The 18,912-nt window shown below is 62.4% G+C and carries 18 protein-coding genes; 2 read left to right on the top strand and 16 right to left on the bottom strand.

The window, feature by feature from the left end; translation table 11 throughout:
• Positions 1 to 23: 23 nt before the first annotated feature.
• The 15 genes from A9D60_RS05190 to A9D60_RS05120 all read right to left on the bottom strand — a co-directional run bounded on the left by A9D60_RS05190 (position 24) and on the right by A9D60_RS05120 (position 16,155).
• Positions 24 to 1,334: an NAD(P)/FAD-dependent oxidoreductase gene (locus tag A9D60_RS05190; RefSeq protein WP_175392895.1), complete on the bottom strand. Its 1,311-nt coding sequence runs from the start codon at positions 1,332 to 1,334 to the stop codon at positions 24 to 26.
• A gap of 107 nt (positions 1,335 to 1,441) precedes the next feature.
• Positions 1,442 to 2,800 carry a glutamine synthetase family protein gene (locus tag A9D60_RS05185; RefSeq protein WP_065266613.1) on the bottom strand — a complete coding sequence of 453 codons (1,359 nt, stop codon included), beginning with the start codon at positions 2,798 to 2,800 and terminating at the stop codon, positions 1,442 to 1,444.
• Positions 2,800 to 3,480, bottom strand: a complete 681-nt coding sequence (locus A9D60_RS05180) for a type 1 glutamine amidotransferase (protein ID WP_065266612.1) — start codon at positions 3,478 to 3,480, stop codon at positions 2,800 to 2,802. Before A9D60_RS05180 ends, A9D60_RS05185 begins: the two co-directional genes overlap by 1 nt.
• 85 nt (positions 3,481 to 3,565) lie before the next feature.
• Positions 3,566 to 4,885 carry a glutamine synthetase family protein gene (locus A9D60_RS05175; protein ID WP_065266611.1) on the bottom strand — a complete coding sequence of 440 codons (1,320 nt, stop codon included), beginning with the start codon at positions 4,883 to 4,885 and terminating at the stop codon, positions 3,566 to 3,568.
• A gap of 195 nt (positions 4,886 to 5,080) precedes the next feature.
• Positions 5,081 to 5,887, bottom strand: coding sequence for an ABC transporter permease (locus tag A9D60_RS05170; protein ID WP_065266610.1), 807 nt, complete (start codon positions 5,885 to 5,887; stop codon positions 5,081 to 5,083).
• Positions 5,884 to 6,768, bottom strand: coding sequence for an ABC transporter permease (locus tag A9D60_RS05165; protein ID WP_065266609.1), 885 nt, complete (start codon positions 6,766 to 6,768; stop codon positions 5,884 to 5,886). The genes A9D60_RS05170 and A9D60_RS05165 overlap by 4 nt, the downstream gene beginning before the upstream one ends.
• A gap of 111 nt (positions 6,769 to 6,879) precedes the next feature.
• Positions 6,880 to 7,587, bottom strand: a complete 708-nt coding sequence (locus A9D60_RS05160; protein ID WP_039186325.1) for a transporter substrate-binding domain-containing protein — start codon at positions 7,585 to 7,587, stop codon at positions 6,880 to 6,882.
• 39 nt (positions 7,588 to 7,626) lie between these two features.
• Complete coding sequence (locus tag A9D60_RS05155) at positions 7,627 to 8,406, bottom strand: ABC transporter ATP-binding protein (protein ID WP_065266608.1); 780 nt, start codon at positions 8,404 to 8,406, stop codon at positions 7,627 to 7,629.
• A 134-nt stretch (positions 8,407 to 8,540) separates the two neighbouring features.
• Positions 8,541 to 9,314 carry a phosphate/phosphite/phosphonate ABC transporter substrate-binding protein gene (locus A9D60_RS05150; RefSeq protein ID WP_065266607.1) on the bottom strand — a complete coding sequence of 258 codons (774 nt, stop codon included), beginning with the start codon at positions 9,312 to 9,314 and terminating at the stop codon, positions 8,541 to 8,543.
• Positions 9,311 to 9,751 (bottom strand): TerB family tellurite resistance protein, encoded by a 441-nt coding sequence (locus A9D60_RS05145; protein ID WP_065266606.1) that lies wholly within the window; start codon positions 9,749 to 9,751, stop codon positions 9,311 to 9,313. Before A9D60_RS05145 ends, A9D60_RS05150 begins: the two co-directional genes overlap by 4 nt.
• Positions 9,751 to 10,212: a TerB family tellurite resistance protein gene (locus tag A9D60_RS05140; RefSeq protein ID WP_065266686.1), complete on the bottom strand. Its 462-nt coding sequence runs from the start codon at positions 10,210 to 10,212 to the stop codon at positions 9,751 to 9,753. The genes A9D60_RS05145 and A9D60_RS05140 overlap by 1 nt, the downstream gene beginning before the upstream one ends.
• 42 nt (positions 10,213 to 10,254) lie before the next feature.
• Positions 10,255 to 10,563 (bottom strand): DUF1330 domain-containing protein, encoded by a 309-nt coding sequence (locus A9D60_RS05135; protein ID WP_019295581.1) that lies wholly within the window; start codon positions 10,561 to 10,563, stop codon positions 10,255 to 10,257.
• Between the two features lie 183 nt (positions 10,564 to 10,746).
• Complete coding sequence (locus A9D60_RS05130; RefSeq protein ID WP_065266605.1) at positions 10,747 to 13,908, bottom strand: valine--tRNA ligase; 3,162 nt, start codon at positions 13,906 to 13,908, stop codon at positions 10,747 to 10,749.
• A gap of 351 nt (positions 13,909 to 14,259) precedes the next feature.
• Positions 14,260 to 15,084, bottom strand: coding sequence for a 3-methyl-2-oxobutanoate hydroxymethyltransferase (locus A9D60_RS05125; protein ID WP_065266604.1), 825 nt, complete (start codon positions 15,082 to 15,084; stop codon positions 14,260 to 14,262).
• Between the two features lie 69 nt (positions 15,085 to 15,153).
• Positions 15,154 to 16,155, bottom strand: a complete 1,002-nt coding sequence (locus A9D60_RS05120; RefSeq protein WP_065266603.1) for a sterol desaturase family protein — start codon at positions 16,153 to 16,155, stop codon at positions 15,154 to 15,156.
• Between the two features lie 137 nt (positions 16,156 to 16,292).
• Here A9D60_RS05120 and A9D60_RS05115 point away from each other — a divergent pair, with 137 nt between their 5' ends.
• Complete coding sequence (locus A9D60_RS05115; protein ID WP_065266602.1) at positions 16,293 to 17,174, top strand: LysR family transcriptional regulator; 882 nt, start codon at positions 16,293 to 16,295, stop codon at positions 17,172 to 17,174.
• 3 nt (positions 17,175 to 17,177) lie between these two features.
• Here the strand turns inward: A9D60_RS05115 and A9D60_RS05110 are convergent, their stop codons facing one another.
• Complete coding sequence (locus A9D60_RS05110; protein ID WP_065266601.1) at positions 17,178 to 17,615, bottom strand: Lrp/AsnC family transcriptional regulator; 438 nt, start codon at positions 17,613 to 17,615, stop codon at positions 17,178 to 17,180.
• Between the two features lie 105 nt (positions 17,616 to 17,720).
• Here A9D60_RS05110 and A9D60_RS05105 point away from each other — a divergent pair, with 105 nt between their 5' ends.
• The gene (locus A9D60_RS05105) at positions 17,721 to 18,872 is read left to right on the top strand and encodes a type III PLP-dependent enzyme (protein ID WP_065266600.1); all 1,152 of its coding nucleotides are present in this window, start codon (positions 17,721 to 17,723) and stop codon (positions 18,870 to 18,872) included.
• Positions 18,873 to 18,912: the final 40 nt, after the last annotated feature.

Genomic DNA, 18,912 nt, shown 5'->3' with positions numbered 1-18,912 from the left:
TGCGGAGTTGCGCGGAAACCGGCTCAGACGCCCAGCCGGTCGCGCATGGCAAACCAGGTCATCGCCAGCACCAGCAGCGGCGAGCGCATCCGCGGCCCGCCGGGGAAGCGCGGGGCAGGGACGCGGGCCAGGGTATCAAACCCCTCAGCCTGTCCCTGGATCGCCTGCGCCATCAGCTGGCCCGCATGGGTCGCAGTGCCGACACCGTGGCCGGAGTAGCCTGAGGCGGTCAGAACATTGGGCGCCAGCCGTGCCAGGTAGGGCATCCGTTTCATAGTGATGCCCAGAGTGCCGCCCCAGGCATAGTCGATCTTCACATCCTTCAGATGCGGGAATATCTCAGCCATCGGCTTTCGCACGGTGGCCTGGATGTCGGAGGGGAAGCGGTAGCCATAGCTTTCACCGCCGCCGAACAGCAGCCGCTTGTCGTGGCTGAGGCGGAAGTAGTTGACCACGAATTTGGTGTCCGCGACGGCGACGTCACGGGTCAGCACCCGGGCGGCGTCATCCCCCAGCGGTTCCGTTGCCACCACGAAGTTGTTGATCGGCATCACCCGTGCCGCAACCTGGCCGTTCAGCCCGCCGAGGTAGCCGTTGCAAGCCAGGACCAGGTGGTCTGCTGTTACGGTGCCGCCCGCGGTGCGGACACGCAACTGGCTGCCTTCCTGAATGTCCAGAACTTCGCTGTCTTCGTGGATCACAGTTCCGGCAGCGGCAGCTGCGCGGGCCAGGCCCAGCACATAAGCCAGCGGGTGCAGATGGCCCGCGCCCATGTCGAGGGAGCCGCCAACGTAGGCAGGTGACGGGCAGAGCGCCTGCATCGCGTCCCGGTCCAGCAGTTCGATCTGATCATAGCCGTAGCGGGTTTGCAGATGTTCCGCATAGGCGTGCTCATGCGAGGTCTCCCCCTTGGAGAAACAGGCGTGCGAGACGCCGGGCTTCAGGTGGCATTCGATGCCGTGGCGGGCCACCAGATCCTTCACAAGGTCCTTGGCGCCCTCGGCCAGATCCCAGAGCTTGCGGGCATCGTCCAAACCGACCAGCTTTTCCAGCCCGTCCTGCTCCATCCGCTGACCGCTGCCCAGCTGGCCGCCGTTACGGCCAGAGGCGCCAAAGCCCACCCGCTGCGCCTCCAGCAGCACAACGGACAGGCCGGCCTCCGCCAGATGCAATGCGGCGGACAGGCCCGTGTAGCCGCCTCCAACGATGCAGACGTCCGCCCTTACATCGTTTTTCAGCGCCGGAAACCGCTCCAGCGGCGCAGCGGTCGCCGCATACCAGCTGTTTGGATATTCGCCTTTGCGGTCATTGGAATAGAGCAGGTTCATCGCCATCCCGCACCTCACCTGTTGGCGGGAGTTCCCGGAAGGGATCCCGCTGTTCTTCTTTGTCCGGATAATCAATTGCACTGGCGCTGCACCGCGGTGCAGCGCCAGAGGCTTCAGACGTTCATCAGCAGATGCTCGCGCTCCCAGGGGGAGATGACCTGCAGGAACTCCTCATACTCCGCGCGCTTCACGATTGAGTAGACGCGGGCAAAGTCCGGACCCAGAACCTCGTGCAGCTCCTTGGCCTCGTCGAACAGGTCCAGCGCCTGGCCCATCACCTGCGGGATATCGCCTTCGCCCTCATAGGCGTCGCCCTTGAACTGCTTGCGCGGGCGTTCCTCGTTGATCAGGCCGAGATAGCCGCAGGCCAGCGACAGGGCGATGCCCAGGTAGGGGTTGCAGTCCATGCCGGCGATGCGGTTCTCCACCCGCCTGGCCTCGGGTCCAGACAGCGGCACGCGGATGCCGGTGGTGCGGTTGTCGCGCGCCCATTCCAGGTTGATCGGCGCGGCGTGGTCCTTCACGTAGCGGCGGTAGGAGTTCACATAGGGCGCCATCACAGCCAGACCGGCAGGCAGGTGGTTCTGCAAACCGGCGATGAAGTTGTAGAACGCATCCGTCTCGCCGCCCTGCGGGCCGGAGAAGATGTTCTGGCCGGATTCCACATCCAGGATCGAATGGTGGATATGCATGGCCGAGCCCGGCTCATCCTCGATTGGCTTGGCCATGAAGGTGGCAAAGCAGTCGTGGCGCAGTGCCGCCTCGCGGATCAGGCGCTTGAAGTAGAACACCTCATCGGCCAGCTTGACCGGATCGCCGTGGCGCAGGTTGATCTCCAGCTGGCCGGCGCCGCCCTCCTGGGTGATGCCGTCAATCTCGAAGCCCTGCGCCTCGGCAAAGTCGTAGATGTCGTCGATGACGGGTCCGAACTCGTCCACCGCGGTCATCGAATAGGCCTGCCGCGCCGCTGCCGGGCGGCCGGAGCGGCCCATCATCGGCTCGATCTCCTTGGCCGGGTCGATGTTGCGGGCAACCAGGAAGAACTCCATCTCCGGCGCCACAACCGGTTTCCAGCCCTTGTCGCGGTACAGTTGCACCACCCGCTTCAGCACGTTGCGCGGGCTGTAGGGGATCGGCTGATCATGCCGGTCATAAGCGTCGTGAATCACCTGCAGGGTCCAGTCACCGGTCCAGGGCGCAGCGGTGGCCGTCGACATGTCCGGTTTCAGCGTCATGTCCTTTTCGATCCAGCCGTCTTCATCCGCGGCATCGGCCCAGTCCCCGGTGATGGTCTGGTAGAAGATGCTGTCGGGCAGATGAAAGTAATCGGTCTTTGCGAATTTCGATGCCGGTACCGCCTTGCCACGGGCGATACCGGGAAGGTCCGAGATAACGCATTCGACTTCGTCGAGACGACGCCCCTCCAGATAGGCTTTTGCTGCTTCGGGAAGGGTGTCGAGCCAGGCTGACATTAGGTCCTCTCTTTCCTGTAAAATTCTGCGAGGAGGGTTGCGATATCTTGGTTGTCCACGGGGGTGTCCAGCTCAGCGGCTGCACGGTCCAGCAGGTCGTCGGGCACCACGCCGCGGCCGCGCTTTTCGATCAGGCCGCCGACGAAGGCATTGGGGAATTCGGGGTGGGGCTGCCAGGAGATGATGTGGTCGCCATAGGCGAGGATGCCGTTCCGGCAAAAATCATTGCCGCCCAGCACGCGGGCGTCTTCGGGCAGTTTCACCACCTGGTCCTGGTGCCAGGCGTTCAGGGTCAGATTCTTGCCGTCCACCTGATAGGTGACCGGGCCGACGGCCCAGCCGCCCTCGAACTTTTCGACCTTGCCGCCAAGCGCCTGTGCGATGATCTGATGGCCGAAGCAGATGCCGGCCAGCGGCTGTTTGCGTGCATGGATGGCGCGGATCAGATCCTCCAGCGGCGGGATCCAGGCGTGGTCTTCATAGGCGCCGTGCTTGGAGCCGGTGATCAGCCAGGCGTCGGCGTCCTGAGGCCCGTCAGGCAGGATACCGTCCACAACCGCCCAAGTCTGAAACTCAAACCCGTTGCCGTCCAGCATGTCGCGGAACATGGCGTCGTAGTCGCCGAAGTTTCCGAACAGATCTTCGGGAGAGTGGCCGGTTTGCAGGATGCCGATTTTCATGTGTCACCAAATTTGATCAAATTGAGCCTAGCCGAGGATGCCGGGGCGGGCAAGGGGCTTGCCGGGCGCCGCAGGCAAAGCGGGTTTATACCGCCTCTAGCCAGGACAGCCAATGGCTCTCCTTAGGGCGTTCCGCAAAGCCCATGAGTTCCTGCCGCTTGGTCATCACAAGGTTGCGGATGGCGAGGTCCGGCAGGATGCGTGCAATCAGCGGGTCGGTGTCAAACCAGTTGATCGCGGTCTCCCAGTCGGCGGCCAACTGCGGCAGGCCCTCAATCTCATAAATGTTGCCCTCGGAAGGCGCTGGCGGCTGCATCTTGTCCTCAATCCCGGCCAAGGCCGCGCCGAGAACTGTGGCAAGCATCAGGTAGGGGTTGATGTCGCCGCCTGCGACCCGGTGTTCGATCCGGCGCGCCTTGGGGCTGCCGCCGGGAATACGGATGGCGGCAGTGCGGTTTTCATACGCCCAAGCGGCGCTGACCGGGGCGTGGGCGCCGGGCACCAGCCGGTCATAGGAGTTGCCGTGCGGGGCAAAGATCAGCGAGCTGGCGGGCATCGCTGCCAGACAGCCGGCAACCGCGTGCATCAGCAGATCAGACCCTTTGTCACTGCCGTCGTCAAAGATGTTGTTGCCGTCCTGATCCTCGACCGAGAAATGCACATGCATGCCGTTGCCGGCTTCCTCGGCATAGGGTTTGGCCATGAAGGTCGCGGCAAATCCGTGTTTGCGGGCAAGCCCTTTGACCAAGGCCTTAAACAGCCACGCATCATCTGCGGCGCGCATCGCCTCCTGGTGGAGGAGGTTGATTTCGAACTGCCCGAGGCCGGCCTCGGAGATGGCGTCCTGGGCGGGAATGCCCATCGCCTCAGCGCCCTCGTAGAGGTCGGAGAAAAACTCGTCAAAGGCATCGAGTTCGGCAATCGACAGCACCGATTGCTGATCCAGCTCGCGCCCTGTGAGCGGATCGATCGGCGGGGCCGGGCGGGCGCCGCTGTCGTCCAGCAGGCTGAATTCCATCTCGGTCGCAGCGACAACAGTCCAGCCGCGCGCGGTGTAGCGCGACAGCACCTCACCCAGCACATGGCGGGGATCGCCGAGGAAGGGGGAGCCATCTTCCCAGTACATTGCCATCGGCACCAGTGCCGAGGCGGTCTTGAGCCAGGGCATCGGCACCGGGCCGCGCTCGGTGGGCAGCATGACGCCATCGGCATCGCCGGTCTCAAAGACCAGCGGGCTGTCTTCGACATCGCGGCCCCAAAGGTCGACGTTGAGGGCGGAAACCGGCATCCGTGCACCGCCGCTTTCCAGCTTGCCTGCCTGGCTTGCGGGCAGCCGCTTGCCGCGCATCTGGCCGTTCATGTCACAGGCGGCAATGCGGATTGTCTTGAGTCCGGGCAAGTCCATTTGGGGCTCCATAAGTGCGTTGCGCCAACCCTAGCCTATGGAAATCCATTCGCCAAGATAATTTGATCAAAAGTTTGGTGCGGTGGCCGCACCGCTGGTGGATTGCCAGTGCTGGCGGGCGCATCAGGCCAAGCGGAGCAGCTGGCCGCAGCTTTGTTCAAAACAAAAATGGCTCCCGAAGGAGCCATTTTGTGATTAACGGATCAGGCTGATCCTCAGCCTCGGCTTGGCGCGCCGTTCTTGCGGCAGGTGGCGGTTCAGCCGCCGGTTCACAAAGCCGAACAGGGAAATGATCACCAGCGTCAGCAGTATGAAGTAGAAGGCCAGGATCGGGTAGGGGACAAACGGGTTGAAGGTCTTGTCCGCGAAATAGCTGGCGTAATAAAGCGCGTCGCCCTGCTGCCGCCAGGCCGGGAAGCCGGAAAAGAACACCAGCGTGGTTGCGTGGAACAGGAAGATCGCCTCGTTGGTGTAGGCAGGCCAGGCAAGCCGCAGCATGGTCGGGAAGGTGATGCGGCGGAAGCGGTTCCAGCCGGTCATGCCATAGGCGTCGGCGGCCTCGATATCGCCCTTGGGGATCGACAGGAGCGCGCCGTAAAAGATCTCGCCCGAGTAGGCCGCGGTATTGCAGAACAGCACGACCAGCGCCCCCAGCCAGGCGGAGGTGAACGGGTCAAAGAAGCTGGAGACGCCCTTAAGGCTGAGGAAACAGGCGTAGGCGAAGAAGAACTGGATGAACAGCGGGCTGCCGCGGAACACGAAGATGAACCACTCCGCGGGCTTGCGCCACAGCGGGTTGGGGCTGGACTTGCCGACTGCCAATGCCATTGCAAGGAAGAAGCCGGTCAGCAGCGCCAGCGCGCCGAAATAGACGTTCCAGATCAGGCCGGAGCCGATCAGGGTGAAATGCTCGCACAGGGTATATTCGCCGCGCGGCAGCAGCCGTTCGCCAAAGCCCAGGGAGCGGAAGGCATAGGCCTGGATGGTTTCAACGCAACTCATGCCGCTGCCTTTCTTTGTGCTTCACCTGCTGCGGTGGCCTGGCCCTTGGTCAGGCGGGTCATGATGCGGTCCAAAACAATCTCGGAGACTTTGGTGAAGCAGAGGTAGAACACCAGCAGCGCCGCGAAATACCAGACATGCCAGTTCGGGTGCGGGTAATCGGTGAAGCGTGCAGTCTTGGTGCCGCCCAGTTCGCGCGCCCAATAGACGATGTCCTCAACCCCCAGCAGGAACAAGAGCGGCGTGGATTTGATCAGCACCATCCACAGGTTGGACAGGCCGGGCAGGGCATAGACCCACATCTGCGGCACCAGAATGCGCCAGAACGCCTGGCGGTGGGTCATGCCATAGGCCTCGGCGGTTTCGATCTGGGCGCGCGGCACGGCGCGCATGGCACCGTAAAGGACGTTGGCGGCAAAAGCGCCAAAGACGATGGAGAAGGTCAGCACCGCCAGGAAGAAGCCGTAGGTCTCATGCACCCATTGCGGCGAGGTGGAGAGCGGCAGCTTGGCCGCGTCGCAGACCACAAAGTCGATACCCTGGCGGATCGGCTGATCCCAGTCGGGGCATTTCACCTTGTGGCGCATCCATTCAAACGCTTGATCAAGCGCGATGACGAAGAACAGGAAGAAGGCAATGTCCGGCACGCCGCGCACGATGCTGGTGTAGCCCTTGCCGAACCAGCGCAGTGGCAGGAACTTCGAGCGGGCAGCACTGGCAGCGCCGAAACCGAACAGCAGTGCAACCGGCGCGGTGATCGCCAGCAGGGTCAGCACCACAAAGACCGAGATGTAAAGGTTCACATGCTTGCCGGTGGTCAGGTAGCAGCTGAGCCAGCTCAGCCCCTCAAGCGTGGATGGGTCCGTGCAATAGGAAAACATATGTACCCTGTCTTTCTGAGCTCACGCCCGGGGCCTTGGGCGCCGGAAGCGAATGAATGAGGCCCGCGTGCCGCGACACGCGGGCCTGCAAGATCCTGAAACAGGATCAGATTACCACTGGGAGGACACTTCCCACTTGGCGATCAGTTCGTTCAGCGAGCCGTCGTCTTTCATCGACTGGATTGCCGCGTCGAACTTGCCGCGCAGTTCTGCATCCGACTCGCGGAAGCCCATGCCAACGCCGCCGCCCAGCGATTCGGATTTCTCCAGCATCACCAGGTCGTCGCCAACCACGGTGTCGAGGAAGCTCTTATCGGCCAGAACCGCGTCAGCTTCGCCGTTGCGCACGGCTGCGACGGTTTCTTCCGGGGTTGCGAATTCGACCAGGGTCCAGCCCTGCTCGGCGATGAAGGCCGCCTGGATGGTGGTGGCCTGGGCCGCGATCACGCCGCCTGCCAGGTCGACGTCAGCCGACTGCGCCACATAGGCGGACGGATCCGGCGGCGTGTAGGGCTGGGTGAAGTCAATGACTTCGTCGCGCTCGTCGGTGATCGACATGCCGGCGATGATGGTGTCGTAGTTGCCGGAAACCAGGTTCGGAATGATCGAATCCCAGTCGTTCTTGACCCACTCGCAGGTCAGTTCGGCGCGCTTGCACAGCTCATCGCCCAGTTCGCGCTCGAAGCCGTCGATCTCGCCGGCGTCGTTGACGAAGTTCCACGGCGCATAGGCGCCTTCGGTGCCCAGGCGCACGGTGTCCGCCAGGCCCATGCCCGCGGTCAGCGCCAGGGCGGCGGTGCCAAGGATCAGAGATTTCATCAAGTTACTCCCATTTTTGGTTGGTTATTGACTTCGTTATTATTGCTCGTGGCGGGTAGATGACAAGAACGCGCGCAACCGTTCGGAGCGGGTGCCGCCAAAGACGTCATCCGGCGTGCCTTCTTCCTCGATCAGGCCCTGGTGCAGGAACACCACGTGGCTGGACACATCAGCCGCCATCTTCATGTCGTGGGTCACGATCAGCATGGTGCGGCCTTCGGCGGCCAGATCCTTGATCACCTTCACGACTTCCTGCTCCAGCTCAGGGTCCAGCGCAGACGTGGGTTCGTCGAACAGCAGCGCCTCGGGCTCCATGCACAGGCCCCGGGCAATCGCCGCGCGCTGTTGCTGGCCGCCGGACAGCTGCGCCGGGTAGACGTCGCATTTGTCGCCGATGCCGACCTTGGCCAGGTAATAGCGGGCCTTCTCCTCGACCTCGGCCTTGTCGCGGCCCAGCACGGTGACCGGCGCCTCCATCACGTTTTGCAGGATGGTCATATGGGCCCAAAGATTGAACTGCTGGAACACCATCGAAAGGTTGGTACGGATGCGCAGAACCTGCTTGGCGTCGGCCGGACGGCGCGCCAGACCCTGGCCGGTCCAGGTAATCGGCTCGCCCTTGAACAGGATTTCACCCTGCTGGCTGTCTTCCAGAAGGTTGCAGCAGCGCAGCAAAGTGGACTTTCCAGACCCCGAGGACCCGATCAGCGACACCACGTCGCCCTTCCTGGCGGTGATGTCGACGCCTTTGATCACTTCCAGCTCGCCATAGGATTTATGCAGGCCGCGGATTTGCAGAACGGGCGTTGTATCGGTCAAGGTGTCTTTGTCCCTGTGAGTGGAAATTCGTTCTTATTGGACCGAAAAAAAGACCGAATGCAACGTTCAAACCGCACAAGCTGGCACCTGAGGTGTCAAAATGGCGGGTCCGGCGGCACATTTCGGAAGGGGCGCTACGTCAGCTCCGCCGCGCGGATGCGCTGTTCGGTCAGCACCGGGCCGGGCGGGGTCGGCACCGCCAGATAGTCGCTGGGGGTAAACTGCACGAGGCCTTTCAGATGCAAACACGCCTTGGTCTCCGCATCCAATTCCCGGATGGCGGTTTCAATGGCAGTGAACAGTTCACCCGTATCCCGGCCAAGGGCGGTGATATAGGGCAGGGTGGGTGTCGGTTCTGTGCGCTCGATCTCGCACAGGCCGGCAGCAAATGCGTCGTGCTCGCGGATGAGTTCCCATGTCAGCGCATCGAGCGAGGCGAAATCGGCACGGCCTTCGGCAACTGCTTCGGCAGACAGCCGGTGACCGCCGGTTTCGACCAGTGCACCGGGCAGAATGCTGCGGTCGTGCAGATGCACCATCGGCGCGGCCCAGCCTGATTGCGACAGGGATTCGTTGTAGGCAAACCGGCGCCCGCCAAAGGCAGAGATCGGCTGGCCTGCGTCTTCCTGCCGGGCGACAAAGACGCTGTTGTAATAGCCCGGCTCACAGCCGGGCAGGCCGTAGTCGGGTGTGCCCACAAGTTCCACCTCGCCATAAAGCCGGGTGCGGTAGGGGCAGCCGCAGGTTTGCGACAGCAGCAGATCCGGGGATTTCCAGACCTGCCAGAAATCGGCGCCGCGGGTCAGCTCATCCGGACCGCCGCTCAGGTGTTTGCGGATCTCCGCCCAGAGTTTATCGTTGGCCGCTGCGGTTTCCGGGCGGTCATACATGCCTAGATGGGCAATCATTTCGCCGCCTCCGCCCGTTTGCGCGCCATGGCGCTGTCCACGTCCGAAACCCCCAGCAGGCTGGCAGACAGCCGCAGCAGCGCGTCTTCGTTTGCGTCCCGGTGCCCGTCGGCCAGCGCGACCTGCCAAAGCGCCTCAATCACGCCAGTGCGGTCCTCATAAGCCACCGCATCCTTGATGGCGCGGGTGAAGCGGACGGTATCCGGCGCCTCGGCCTCCATCGCCTCAGCCTGTTCGCGCAGGATCAGCGCACCGCCGGTGTCCAGCCCGTACCGGGTGGTCAGGATGCGGTCGATGCGGTCCTTCTCCACCTCGGAATAATTGTGGTCTGAGCGGGCAATCCGCACCAGCAGCGCCGTCAGTGCCAGTTTTGCACCTTCGTCGTCCAGCTGCGCGGGCGCTGGCTCCAGCAGCCGGTTCAGCAGTTCCTTGAACATCAGCTGTCCTCCGCTGTGGGGGGGGATTTCGCCACCGCGCGGGCGCGCGCCTTCTGGCTGTCGGAATAGGAAAGGCCCATCGCCTTGCGGGCGTCTTCGATGATGGTGATTTCGCCTTCATGCTCATTGCCGTCCGCCAGCACGACTTCCCACAGCGCATCCAGCGCTGCCAGCCGTTCCTCCAGCCCCGTGGTTTCGCGGATCAGCCTGCCAAAAGTGTCGGTCTCGGGGGCCGCGGCGTGCAGTTTTTCGCAGGTGGCGCGCACCTTGGCGGCCTCAATCGCGTTGTGCTGGTAAAGCCGCGCCAGGATCCGGTCGATCAGGCTGATCTCCTCCAGCTTGTAGTCACGGTCTGATTGCGCCACCCGCACCAAAAGCGCCCCCAGCGCCAGTTCGGCATCCGGGTCGGGAAGGGCGGGCGGCTCAGACGGGCGGAACGCTTGAAAGAATTTCTTGAGCAAGGGCATCGGCAGACCTCTGGCAGAGCAGCAGGGCAGACGGCTTCAGCCGCCGTACCCTTCGATGATGTGCATATCACCCGTCGAGACCAGATCGCGAAAGGCCTTGGCGTTCTGATAAGCCACGGAATCATAGCAGGCTTTAGCGGTTTCGAAATCCTTGAATTCAAGGACAACGGTGCGGGCCTTGAACGCGCCTTCACGCACTTCCCGCTCGCCGCCGCGGATCAGGAACTTGGCTTCGTACTCCTCCAGCACCGGCCGCGCTGCCTTGATATAGGCTTGATAGCGCTCCATGTCGTTCACATCCACATGGGCCACCCAGTATCCCTTGGGGGTGGTTTCATTGGGCATGGCTGCAGCCTCCCTTGTTCTTATGGTTGACGGCAGGCTGATACAAAACCGCCGCAAAGACAATGGGGCGGTTACCAGGAATTTCCCCGTACTGATGAAAATCAGAATGGTTTCAACACGCTGCAGCGAACAGCAAAACGCCCGCCGAAGGGGCGGGCGTTTCGAAGGTGTTTTTCAGCGGGATCAGCCGATCTCGGCAAGACGTGCCAGCGCTTCCTTGACCTTGGCTTCCTCTTCCTCGCGTGCCGCCAGGTTCTCGCGGGCTTCCGCCACAACCTCTTCCGGCGCGGAGGCCGCGAATTTCGGGTTGTTCAACCGTCCGCGCAGACCGCCCAGTTCCTTGGCCAGCTTGCCCAGGGTTTTCTCCAGACGCGCCTTTTCCGCATCCACGTCGATCACATCCGCCAGCGGCAGGCCAAAGGAGGCACCGGGTGCGGCCACCGATGCGCAGCCCTTGGGGAAGCTGTCCACCTGTTCCAGCGAAGTGATGCGGGCCAGTTTCTGGATCATCGCCTCGTTCTTCTCCCAGGCGGCGCGCGCCTGATCGGAGAATTCGGTGACGACCATCGGGATCTTGGCACCGGCCGGCACATGCATCTGCGCGCGGGTGGAGCGGATGTTCTCAATCGCGGTGATCACCCAGTTCATCTCGGCATCGGCCTCGGCGTTCACCAGCTCAGTGCCGTAGGTGGGCCACTCAGCATGCACCAGCATGTTTTCGCGCTTGGCGGTGTTGCCCCACAGCTCTTCGGTGATGAAGGGCATGATCGGGTGCAGCAGGATCATGCACTGATCCAGCACCCAGCCCAGCGTCTGGCGGGTCTCTGCGATCACCGCCTCATCCTCGGAGCCGAACAGGGGTTTCGACAGCTCGATATACCAGTCGCAGACCTTGCCCCAGACAAAGGCATAAAGCGCATTGGCCGCGTCGTTGAAGCGGTAGGCTTCGAGCGCGGCGTCCACTTCCACCCGCACCTTGGCGGTTTCGCCGATGATCCACTGGTTCACGGCCGCCTTGGCGTCCGGGCAGGCGTAGGCCGGGACGGTTTCGTCATAGACGTTGTTGAAATGGGCAAAGTTCACCGCATTCCACAGTTTGGTGCCAAAGTTCCGGTAGCCCTTGAGCCGCTCCATATCCAGCTTCAGCACGCCGCCCAGTGCGGCCATGGCAGCGGAGGAGAAGCGCAGCGCGTCGGCGCCGAATTCCTCGATGATCTCCAGCGGGTCCACAACGTTGCCGGTGGATTTCGACATCTTCTTGCCTTTGGCATCGCGCACCAGCCCGTGCAGGTAGACGGTGTCGAAGGGGATGCGCTCCTTGACTGGCAGGCTTTCGTCCAGCACCGCCAGCTGCATCATCATCATCCGGGCAACCCAGAAGAACAGAATGTCCTGACCGGTGACTAGGGTCGAGGTCGGGAAGTATTTCTTGGTGTCCTCGGTCCATTCCGGCCAGCCCAGCGTGCCGATCGGCCAGAGACCGGAAGAGAACCAGGTGTCCAGCACGTCGGGGTCGCGCCAGAGATTGAGAGTGGCCCCACGAGGCTGTGTTTGATCTTCCTCTTTCAAAGGGGTGGGCATGATTTTCATGCCAAGCACACCGAGGCTGGTGCCACGTTCCTTTAGCTTTGCGTTTTCTGCTGCATAGTACTCATGCATCAGCGCAATGGCTTCATTTTCAGACGCGGCGCAGAACGCAATTGGCTCCTGATAGTCGTAGGTCCAGATCGTCTCGTAACTTTCCACAGGCCTTACGATGATGTCATCGGGGTCAGGGTTCCTAGTAATTGTCAGAGGCTCTTCAAGCATGCGGATGCTCGGCCCGTACCAAACCGGGATCTGATGGCCCCACCACAGCTGGCGCGAGATGCACCAGGGCTCGATGTTTTCCAGCCAGTGATAATAGGTCTTCTCGCCGCTTTCCGGCAGGATCTTCACATCGCCGTTCTTCACTGCATCCAGCGCCGGGCCGACAACCTTTTCCGCGTCCACGAACCACTGGTCGGTCAGCATCGGCTCGATCACCACCTTGGAGCGGTCGCCGAAGGGCTGCATGATCGGCTTGTTCTCGACGTAGGGCTCCTGTAACTGGACCTCCTCGCCGGTCTCAGGATCGGTCTTGGTCACTCTGTGCATCACCGCCAGGCCCTCGCTGGTGATCTGCTCGACCACCAGTTTGCGCGCCTCGAACCGGTCCAGCCCGCGCAGGTCATCCGGCACCAGGTTGACGGCATCAGCCTCGTTCTCAGTCAGGGTCTGCTCGCCCTTGGCCACGGCCATGGCAATGCCTGCGGCCTCTGCATAAGGCGCGCCGTCGGCCCGCATCTGGCCGCGCATGTCCATCAGGCGGTACATCGGGATGCCGCCGCGCTTGGCGACCTGATAGTCGTTGAAATCATGCGCGCCGGTGATCTTGACCGCACCGGAGCCGAAATCCTTGTCCGGGTATTCATCGGTGATGATCGGGATCAGGCGGCGGTGCTCCTTGGGGCCGACCGGGATTTCACACAGCTTGCCGACGATAGGGGCATAACGCTCATCCGAGGGGTGCACAGCCACCGCGCCGTCGCCCAGCATGGTTTCAGGCCGTGTGGTGGCGATGGAGATATAGTCGCGCTCCTCTTCGAGGATGACGTTGCCGTCCTCGTCCTTCTCCACGTAAGTGTAGGTGGCACCGCCCGCCAGCGGGTATTTGAAGTGCCACATGTGGCCTGCGACCTCGATGTTCTCGACCTCAAGGTCGGAAATCGCGGTTTCGAAATGGGGGTCCCAGTTGACCAGCCGCTTGCCGCGGTAGATCAGCCCCTTGTTGTACATCTCCACAAACACCTTGATCACGGCGTCGTGGAAATTGGGGGAGTTCTCGTGGCCGGTGCGGGTGTCGCCCTGGGCGCCTGCCATGGTGAAGGCGGTGCGGGAGAAATCGCAGGAGGCGCCGAGGCGTTTCAGCTGCTCAACGATGGTGCCGCCGGATTTTTCCTTCCACTCCCAGACCTTTTCCAGGAATTTCTCGCGGCCCAGCTCGCGGCGCGACGGCTGCTGGGTCTTGGCCAGCTCGCGCTCCACCACCATTTGCGTTGCGATACCCGCGTGGTCGGTGCCGGGCTGCCAAAGGGTGTCAAAGCCCTGCATCCGCTTCCAGCGGATCAGGATGTCCTGCAGCGTGTTGTTGAAGGCATGGCCCATGTGCAGTACGCCGGTGACGTTCGGCGGCGGGATCATGATGCAATAGGTGGAGGCTTCCGGCTTGGCGTTGGCGCCTGCCTTGAAACAACCGGCCTCTTCCCAGGCCTTGTAAAGGCGGCTTTCGGCTTCCGCCGCGTTGAATGTCTTTTCCATCGCCATGCGCTCGATCCTGCGTGGGTGTCATTTCGGGTCGGGCTATCCCTTACCGAAAGGGGCGGGAAAGGGAAAGTACCCTAAGGCGCGGCTGCTGGCAGGCGGAGCGCCCGCGCTCTGGGAGGCACATATTTTCGGGTGTTAACGGCAGGTTTTCGGGAACTATCAGCAGGCGGTGGCGTTTTATCTGCACGATGCACCTCGCGGTTCCGCCGGGTGCACTGAGTTTCAGGCGCCGGAGGCCGGCGCCGCACCCAAAGACGCCCGGCCCTTGCTGACGCGCATTCCGCGGTACGGGCCGGGCGCACGATTTTCTGCTGTGCAAAGGGTCGCCCGGTGCTGTTCGTGCAGCGGAGGTTAAATCTTGTCCAGCGCCTCGTGCAGTTTGTCCAACTCACCCTCGTGCATAGAGATCGCTTGCGCCCTGTAGGGGAAGTTCCGGGCGCGTACCTCTGACTGAAACTCCTGCAATGCCTCCACCCGCTCCTGATACATTTGCCTGTGAAGCCGGCCCAGGTCCCGGAAGGCATGGGCGTGGCGAGGCGGGTTATCCGCTTCACCGCAGATGTCGGCCATGAACAGAAAGATCACATCGCCAGCATTGCCGGAGCCGAGGGAAATGGTGACGATGGAAGTGCGGTGATTGAGCAGCCGCAGGGTGTCCTCCGCCACACATTCGATCTCGCAGGCAAAGGCGCCGGCATTCTCGTAACGCTTGAAGGTTTCATGGATCTGCATCGCTTCTTCCGCGGTGCGGCCGAAGGCGCGCAAGCCCCCGCACCAGTGGCTGAGCGAAGGCACCAGCCCCATGTGCACCTGCACCGGGATGCTTTCCCTGGCCAGCATTTCCACAACGTCATAGGAGTGGTTGGTGAAATACATATCCGCACCGTTTTCCATGCATTGGATGGCATGGCGCATGATCTCGTCATTGGTGGCGAATTGGCCCCAGTTCATCGCGGTGCCTGCAAAATGGGTGGGAGCGATTTCACGCGCCATGTCCAGATGCACGTCCCACAGGGTCAGCAGGTCAATACCCGCATCGACGCAGGCCTGGATCTCCGCCTCATTGGCCGGGTTGCACATGGTCAGACGCTCGCCGGTTTTCTTGAGGCCGATCAGATCCTTGACTGTGTAGTTGCGCTGCGCCGGGCGGCGGCCGAAGGTGTAGATGTTTTTCATGGGTTCTGCCTGTCTCTCAGATGGGAAGACCGGGCCAAAGCGGCCCGGCAGGGTGTTCCGTGACGCCTGTTACTCGGCAGCCCAGATCTTGCGGCGGCGTTCCTTGACCATTTCGTTGCCCTCTTCGGTGCCGTCATGGAAGGTGTTGAACCACTCGTCCCAGGGCGTTTCCCAGGTGCCGTAATTGCAGTCGAAGAACCGGTGGTGCAGCTGGTGGAAGAAATCGCCAACCAGGAATTTGGCCTTGTTGCCCAGCTTCAGGTGCTCAAACCCGGCGTGTGACGTTGGAGCGCCGATGCCGTGATGGAAAAGCAGGAAGATCGCCAGGACCGGGTGACCGGGCAGGAGGAAGAAGATCATCGTGTCGAACATCAGGAAGAAGCTCTCCACCGGGTGCATCGCCAGGCCGGACCAGGGGCCGGTGTTGATGTTGCGGTGATGCCAGGCGTGCACCCTGGTATAAAGCACACCCACATGCAGCAGCCGGTGCAGCCAGTAGAAGTGGAAGCCAGCCCAGATCGGAATGAAAATGGTCATCAGAATGAAGGTGACGGGGTTGTCTTCCAGCGTGATCATTTTGACCCAGCCATTGGCATAGGCGTATAAGATCAGGCTCTCCCAGAAGGTCCAGAAGGTGAGTGCCGGGCCAAGGGTCCAGAACATGTTGTCCCAGACCTGGTTCTTGAAGGTGAAGACCTTGGCGCCTTTCATCATCGGGCGCAAGTCATAGCGGTATTCGTCTGCCTGCGTACGGAACTTCCACAGCACCAGATGCAACCCGCCGGCCACCACCATCAGGATGCAGAAGTTGCGGAACCAGATCTCGGCCACCCAATCCCAGCTGAGCGTAGCAATCCTGTCAAGCGAAGGGGTGAAGAAAGTCCAGGTTATGATGGCAAATACCAGCAACAGCGCCCGCAGCGCCAGCGGGTTCCAGCTTTGCAGCAGGTACTTGATCGAAGCCAAGGGCTTCATCGGCCAGTCCCAATAGGGGGACGTCTGGATCGGCAGCTGCGGTGTGAAGTTCCAAATCTTGCGCTTGGGGCGCGGCGCGTTGGCGGGACCTGTCATGTCTCGTCTCTCATCTGGCTGGTTGGGTTGCCGCTGTTGCAGCGGGGTGTTCGCTGCCATGAACCCTAGGGGAGGGGCGGGTAATCCCAGCACGGTATGTCTTGCCGGTAAGGCTAAGTTTTGCTTAGCCTGCTCGCATGGCGACCCGGATCCCCTCCCTGAACTGGCTGCGTGTGTTTGAGGCTGCGGCGCGCACCGAAAGCTTTGCCCGCGCGGCGGCGCAGCTGAACATGTCGGCGGCTGCCGTCAGCCAGCAGGTAAAGGCGCTGGAAACCCAACTGGGCACGCCGCTGTTTCAGCGCCATGCCCATGCGGTGACGCTGACGGAGGCCGGGCGGGCCTATTTGCCCTCAGTGCAACAGTCGCTCTTGATGCTGGAAACCGCCACCACTGGCCTGTTCGGGGAAAGCCGCGAGCAGCGGCTGTTTGTGCAGTCGGTGCTGCTGTTTGCCCATGGGGTGCTGGCGCGCGGGCTGCCGGACTTCCAAGCCGCGCACAGCCAAGTCAATTTGGCACTCAGCACAGGCAATATGGCGGCGGATTTTGCCAACCAGTTCACCGACTTGCAGATCGTCTTTGGCAACCCGTCGCTGTTCGGCACCGAAGGCGACGAGCTGCTGCGGGAGGTGCTCTATCCGGTGGCACCGCCGGAGATTGCCACGCAAATCCAAACTCCCCAGGATCTGTTCCGTTTTACCCTCATCGAGGTCTCCACTCATCGGGCCAGCTGGGTGCAGCTGTTTGAAAACCTGCGCCTGTCCCACGGCCAAGCCCGCTATTTCTTTGCCGACAATTCTTTGATGGCGGCAGAGCTGTCGGCGCAGGGATTAGGGATTGCTCTGGCGCGGACGCCAGCGTCGGATGCAGTGGTTAGGGCCGCCGGGCTGGTCCGTTGCCTGCCGGAGGTCGAAGTGCCGGGGCAGGAGGCATACCATCTGATCTATCCGGACCGGGGCTCCATGCGTCCCGCAGCAAAGCTGTTCCGGGACTGGCTGCTGGACTATGTGAGAACTGTCTGAGCCTTACTGCCCGGTCCGGTCCAGTTTGGTGGCCAGATGAATCAGGCTCTCAGATGAGCGCACGCCGCGCGCCTCTGCGATACTGTCGATGGTTTCATCGAGTTCAGCCGTGCTTTGGGCCACCACCTGTGCCAGCAGGTCGAACCGGCCGGAGGTCGTGTGTACCACCTCGACGCCGGGCAGGCTGCGCAGGCGGGCCAGAACCTCCGGTCCGGATCGCGGTTCGATTGACATCAGGACAGTCGCCTGCAGCGGCGGGCGGGCAGCTGCGGAGGATTTCAGGGTGTAGCCGGTGACCACACCTGTGGTTTCCAGCCGCTCGATCCGTGCCTGCACTGTGGTTCGGGCCAGGCCCAGATGGCGGGCAAGCTCAGCCACCGGGCGGCGGGCGTTCTCCCTTAGCAGGGTGACAAGGCGCTGATCTGTTTCGTCGGATTGCATAAAATACCTGCGATGTGACGGATGATTTCGTCACTATAGTAAATGTGCCGACCGGAATCGACGATCATTTCACGCAAAATATGTAAAACGAATGAGGGTTACCCGATGCAGCAGATTCCTCCGCTATGGCTTTCGCCTGAATCCCACCTTGCCCGCAGCGCGCCGGATCATCCGATCCTGTATTTCTCGCCGCGGGTCTTGCATGAGGTGGCGCTGAGGTTCCGGGCAGGCTTTCCGGGTTTGGTAACCTACGCGGTCAAAGCAAACCCGCATCCCGCGGTCCTGTCCAATCTGGTGGCGGCGGGGATCACCGCCTTCGACGTGGCTTCGCCCGCGGAAATGGAGGCGGTGCGCGCCGCCAGCCCCGACGCGGTGATGCACTACAACAACCCGATGCGGTCTGAGGCGGAGATCGTTGCCGGTATCGAACACGGTGTGGCCAGCTGGTCGGTGGATGAGCTGAGCGAACTGGAGAAGCTGGATGCGGTGCCGCGCTCTCGTGAAATCGCTGTGCGTTTTGCCTTGCCGGTTGCTGGCGCTGCCTATGATTTCGGCAGCAAGTTCGGCGCTGAACCGGAAGAGGCAGTGGAACTCCTGAAACAGGTGGCCGCCCGCGGCTGGACCCCGGCGCTGTGCTTCCACCCCGGCACCCAGTGCGAGGACGAGAGCGCCTGGGTCGAATATGTCCACGCTGCCAAGCGGATCATTGATCAGGCCGGCGTGCAGATCGCCCGCCTGAATGTCGGCGGCGGCTTTGCCGCCAACCGCGACGGCGTGGCGCCGGACCTGGAGAAGGTCTTTGCCGCCATCGGCGCAGCGGCAGATGCGGCCTTTGGCACAGAGAAGCCGGAGCTGATCTGCGAGCCAGGGCGCGCCATGGTCTCGGAAAGCTTTACCCTGGCGGCGCGGATCAAGGGGATGCGCAAGGCAGGCGAGGTGGTCTTCCTCAACGATGGGATCTATGGGGGCTTGGTCGATATCCGGGACATGGGCCTGCCGGGGCGGGTTGAGGTCGTTGGTTCCGATGGCAAGCATCGCACGGGCGAGCGCAAGCCGCGGGTGGTTTTCGGCCCCACCTGCGACAGCCTGGACAGGCTGCCGGACGGTCTGCCTCTACCCTGCGATGCAGCCACCGGCGACTATGTCCTGTTTCCGGGGCTAGGCGCCTATTCCTCCGCCATGAGCACGCAGTTCAACGGCTACGGCCTCAGTGACGTGGCGACGGTGATTGAGCTGGCTGGACAACCGGCCAGCTAAGGGTACTCTCGCCCCCGGACAGCCAGTCAGCGCGGACAGG

It is taken from the genome of Leisingera sp. JC1, from assembly GCF_001679925.1.
Classification (GTDB): domain Bacteria; phylum Pseudomonadota; class Alphaproteobacteria; order Rhodobacterales; family Rhodobacteraceae; genus Leisingera.
Note: the sequence above shows the minus strand (reverse complement) of the source record. Positions and strands in the feature narration are given on the sequence as shown.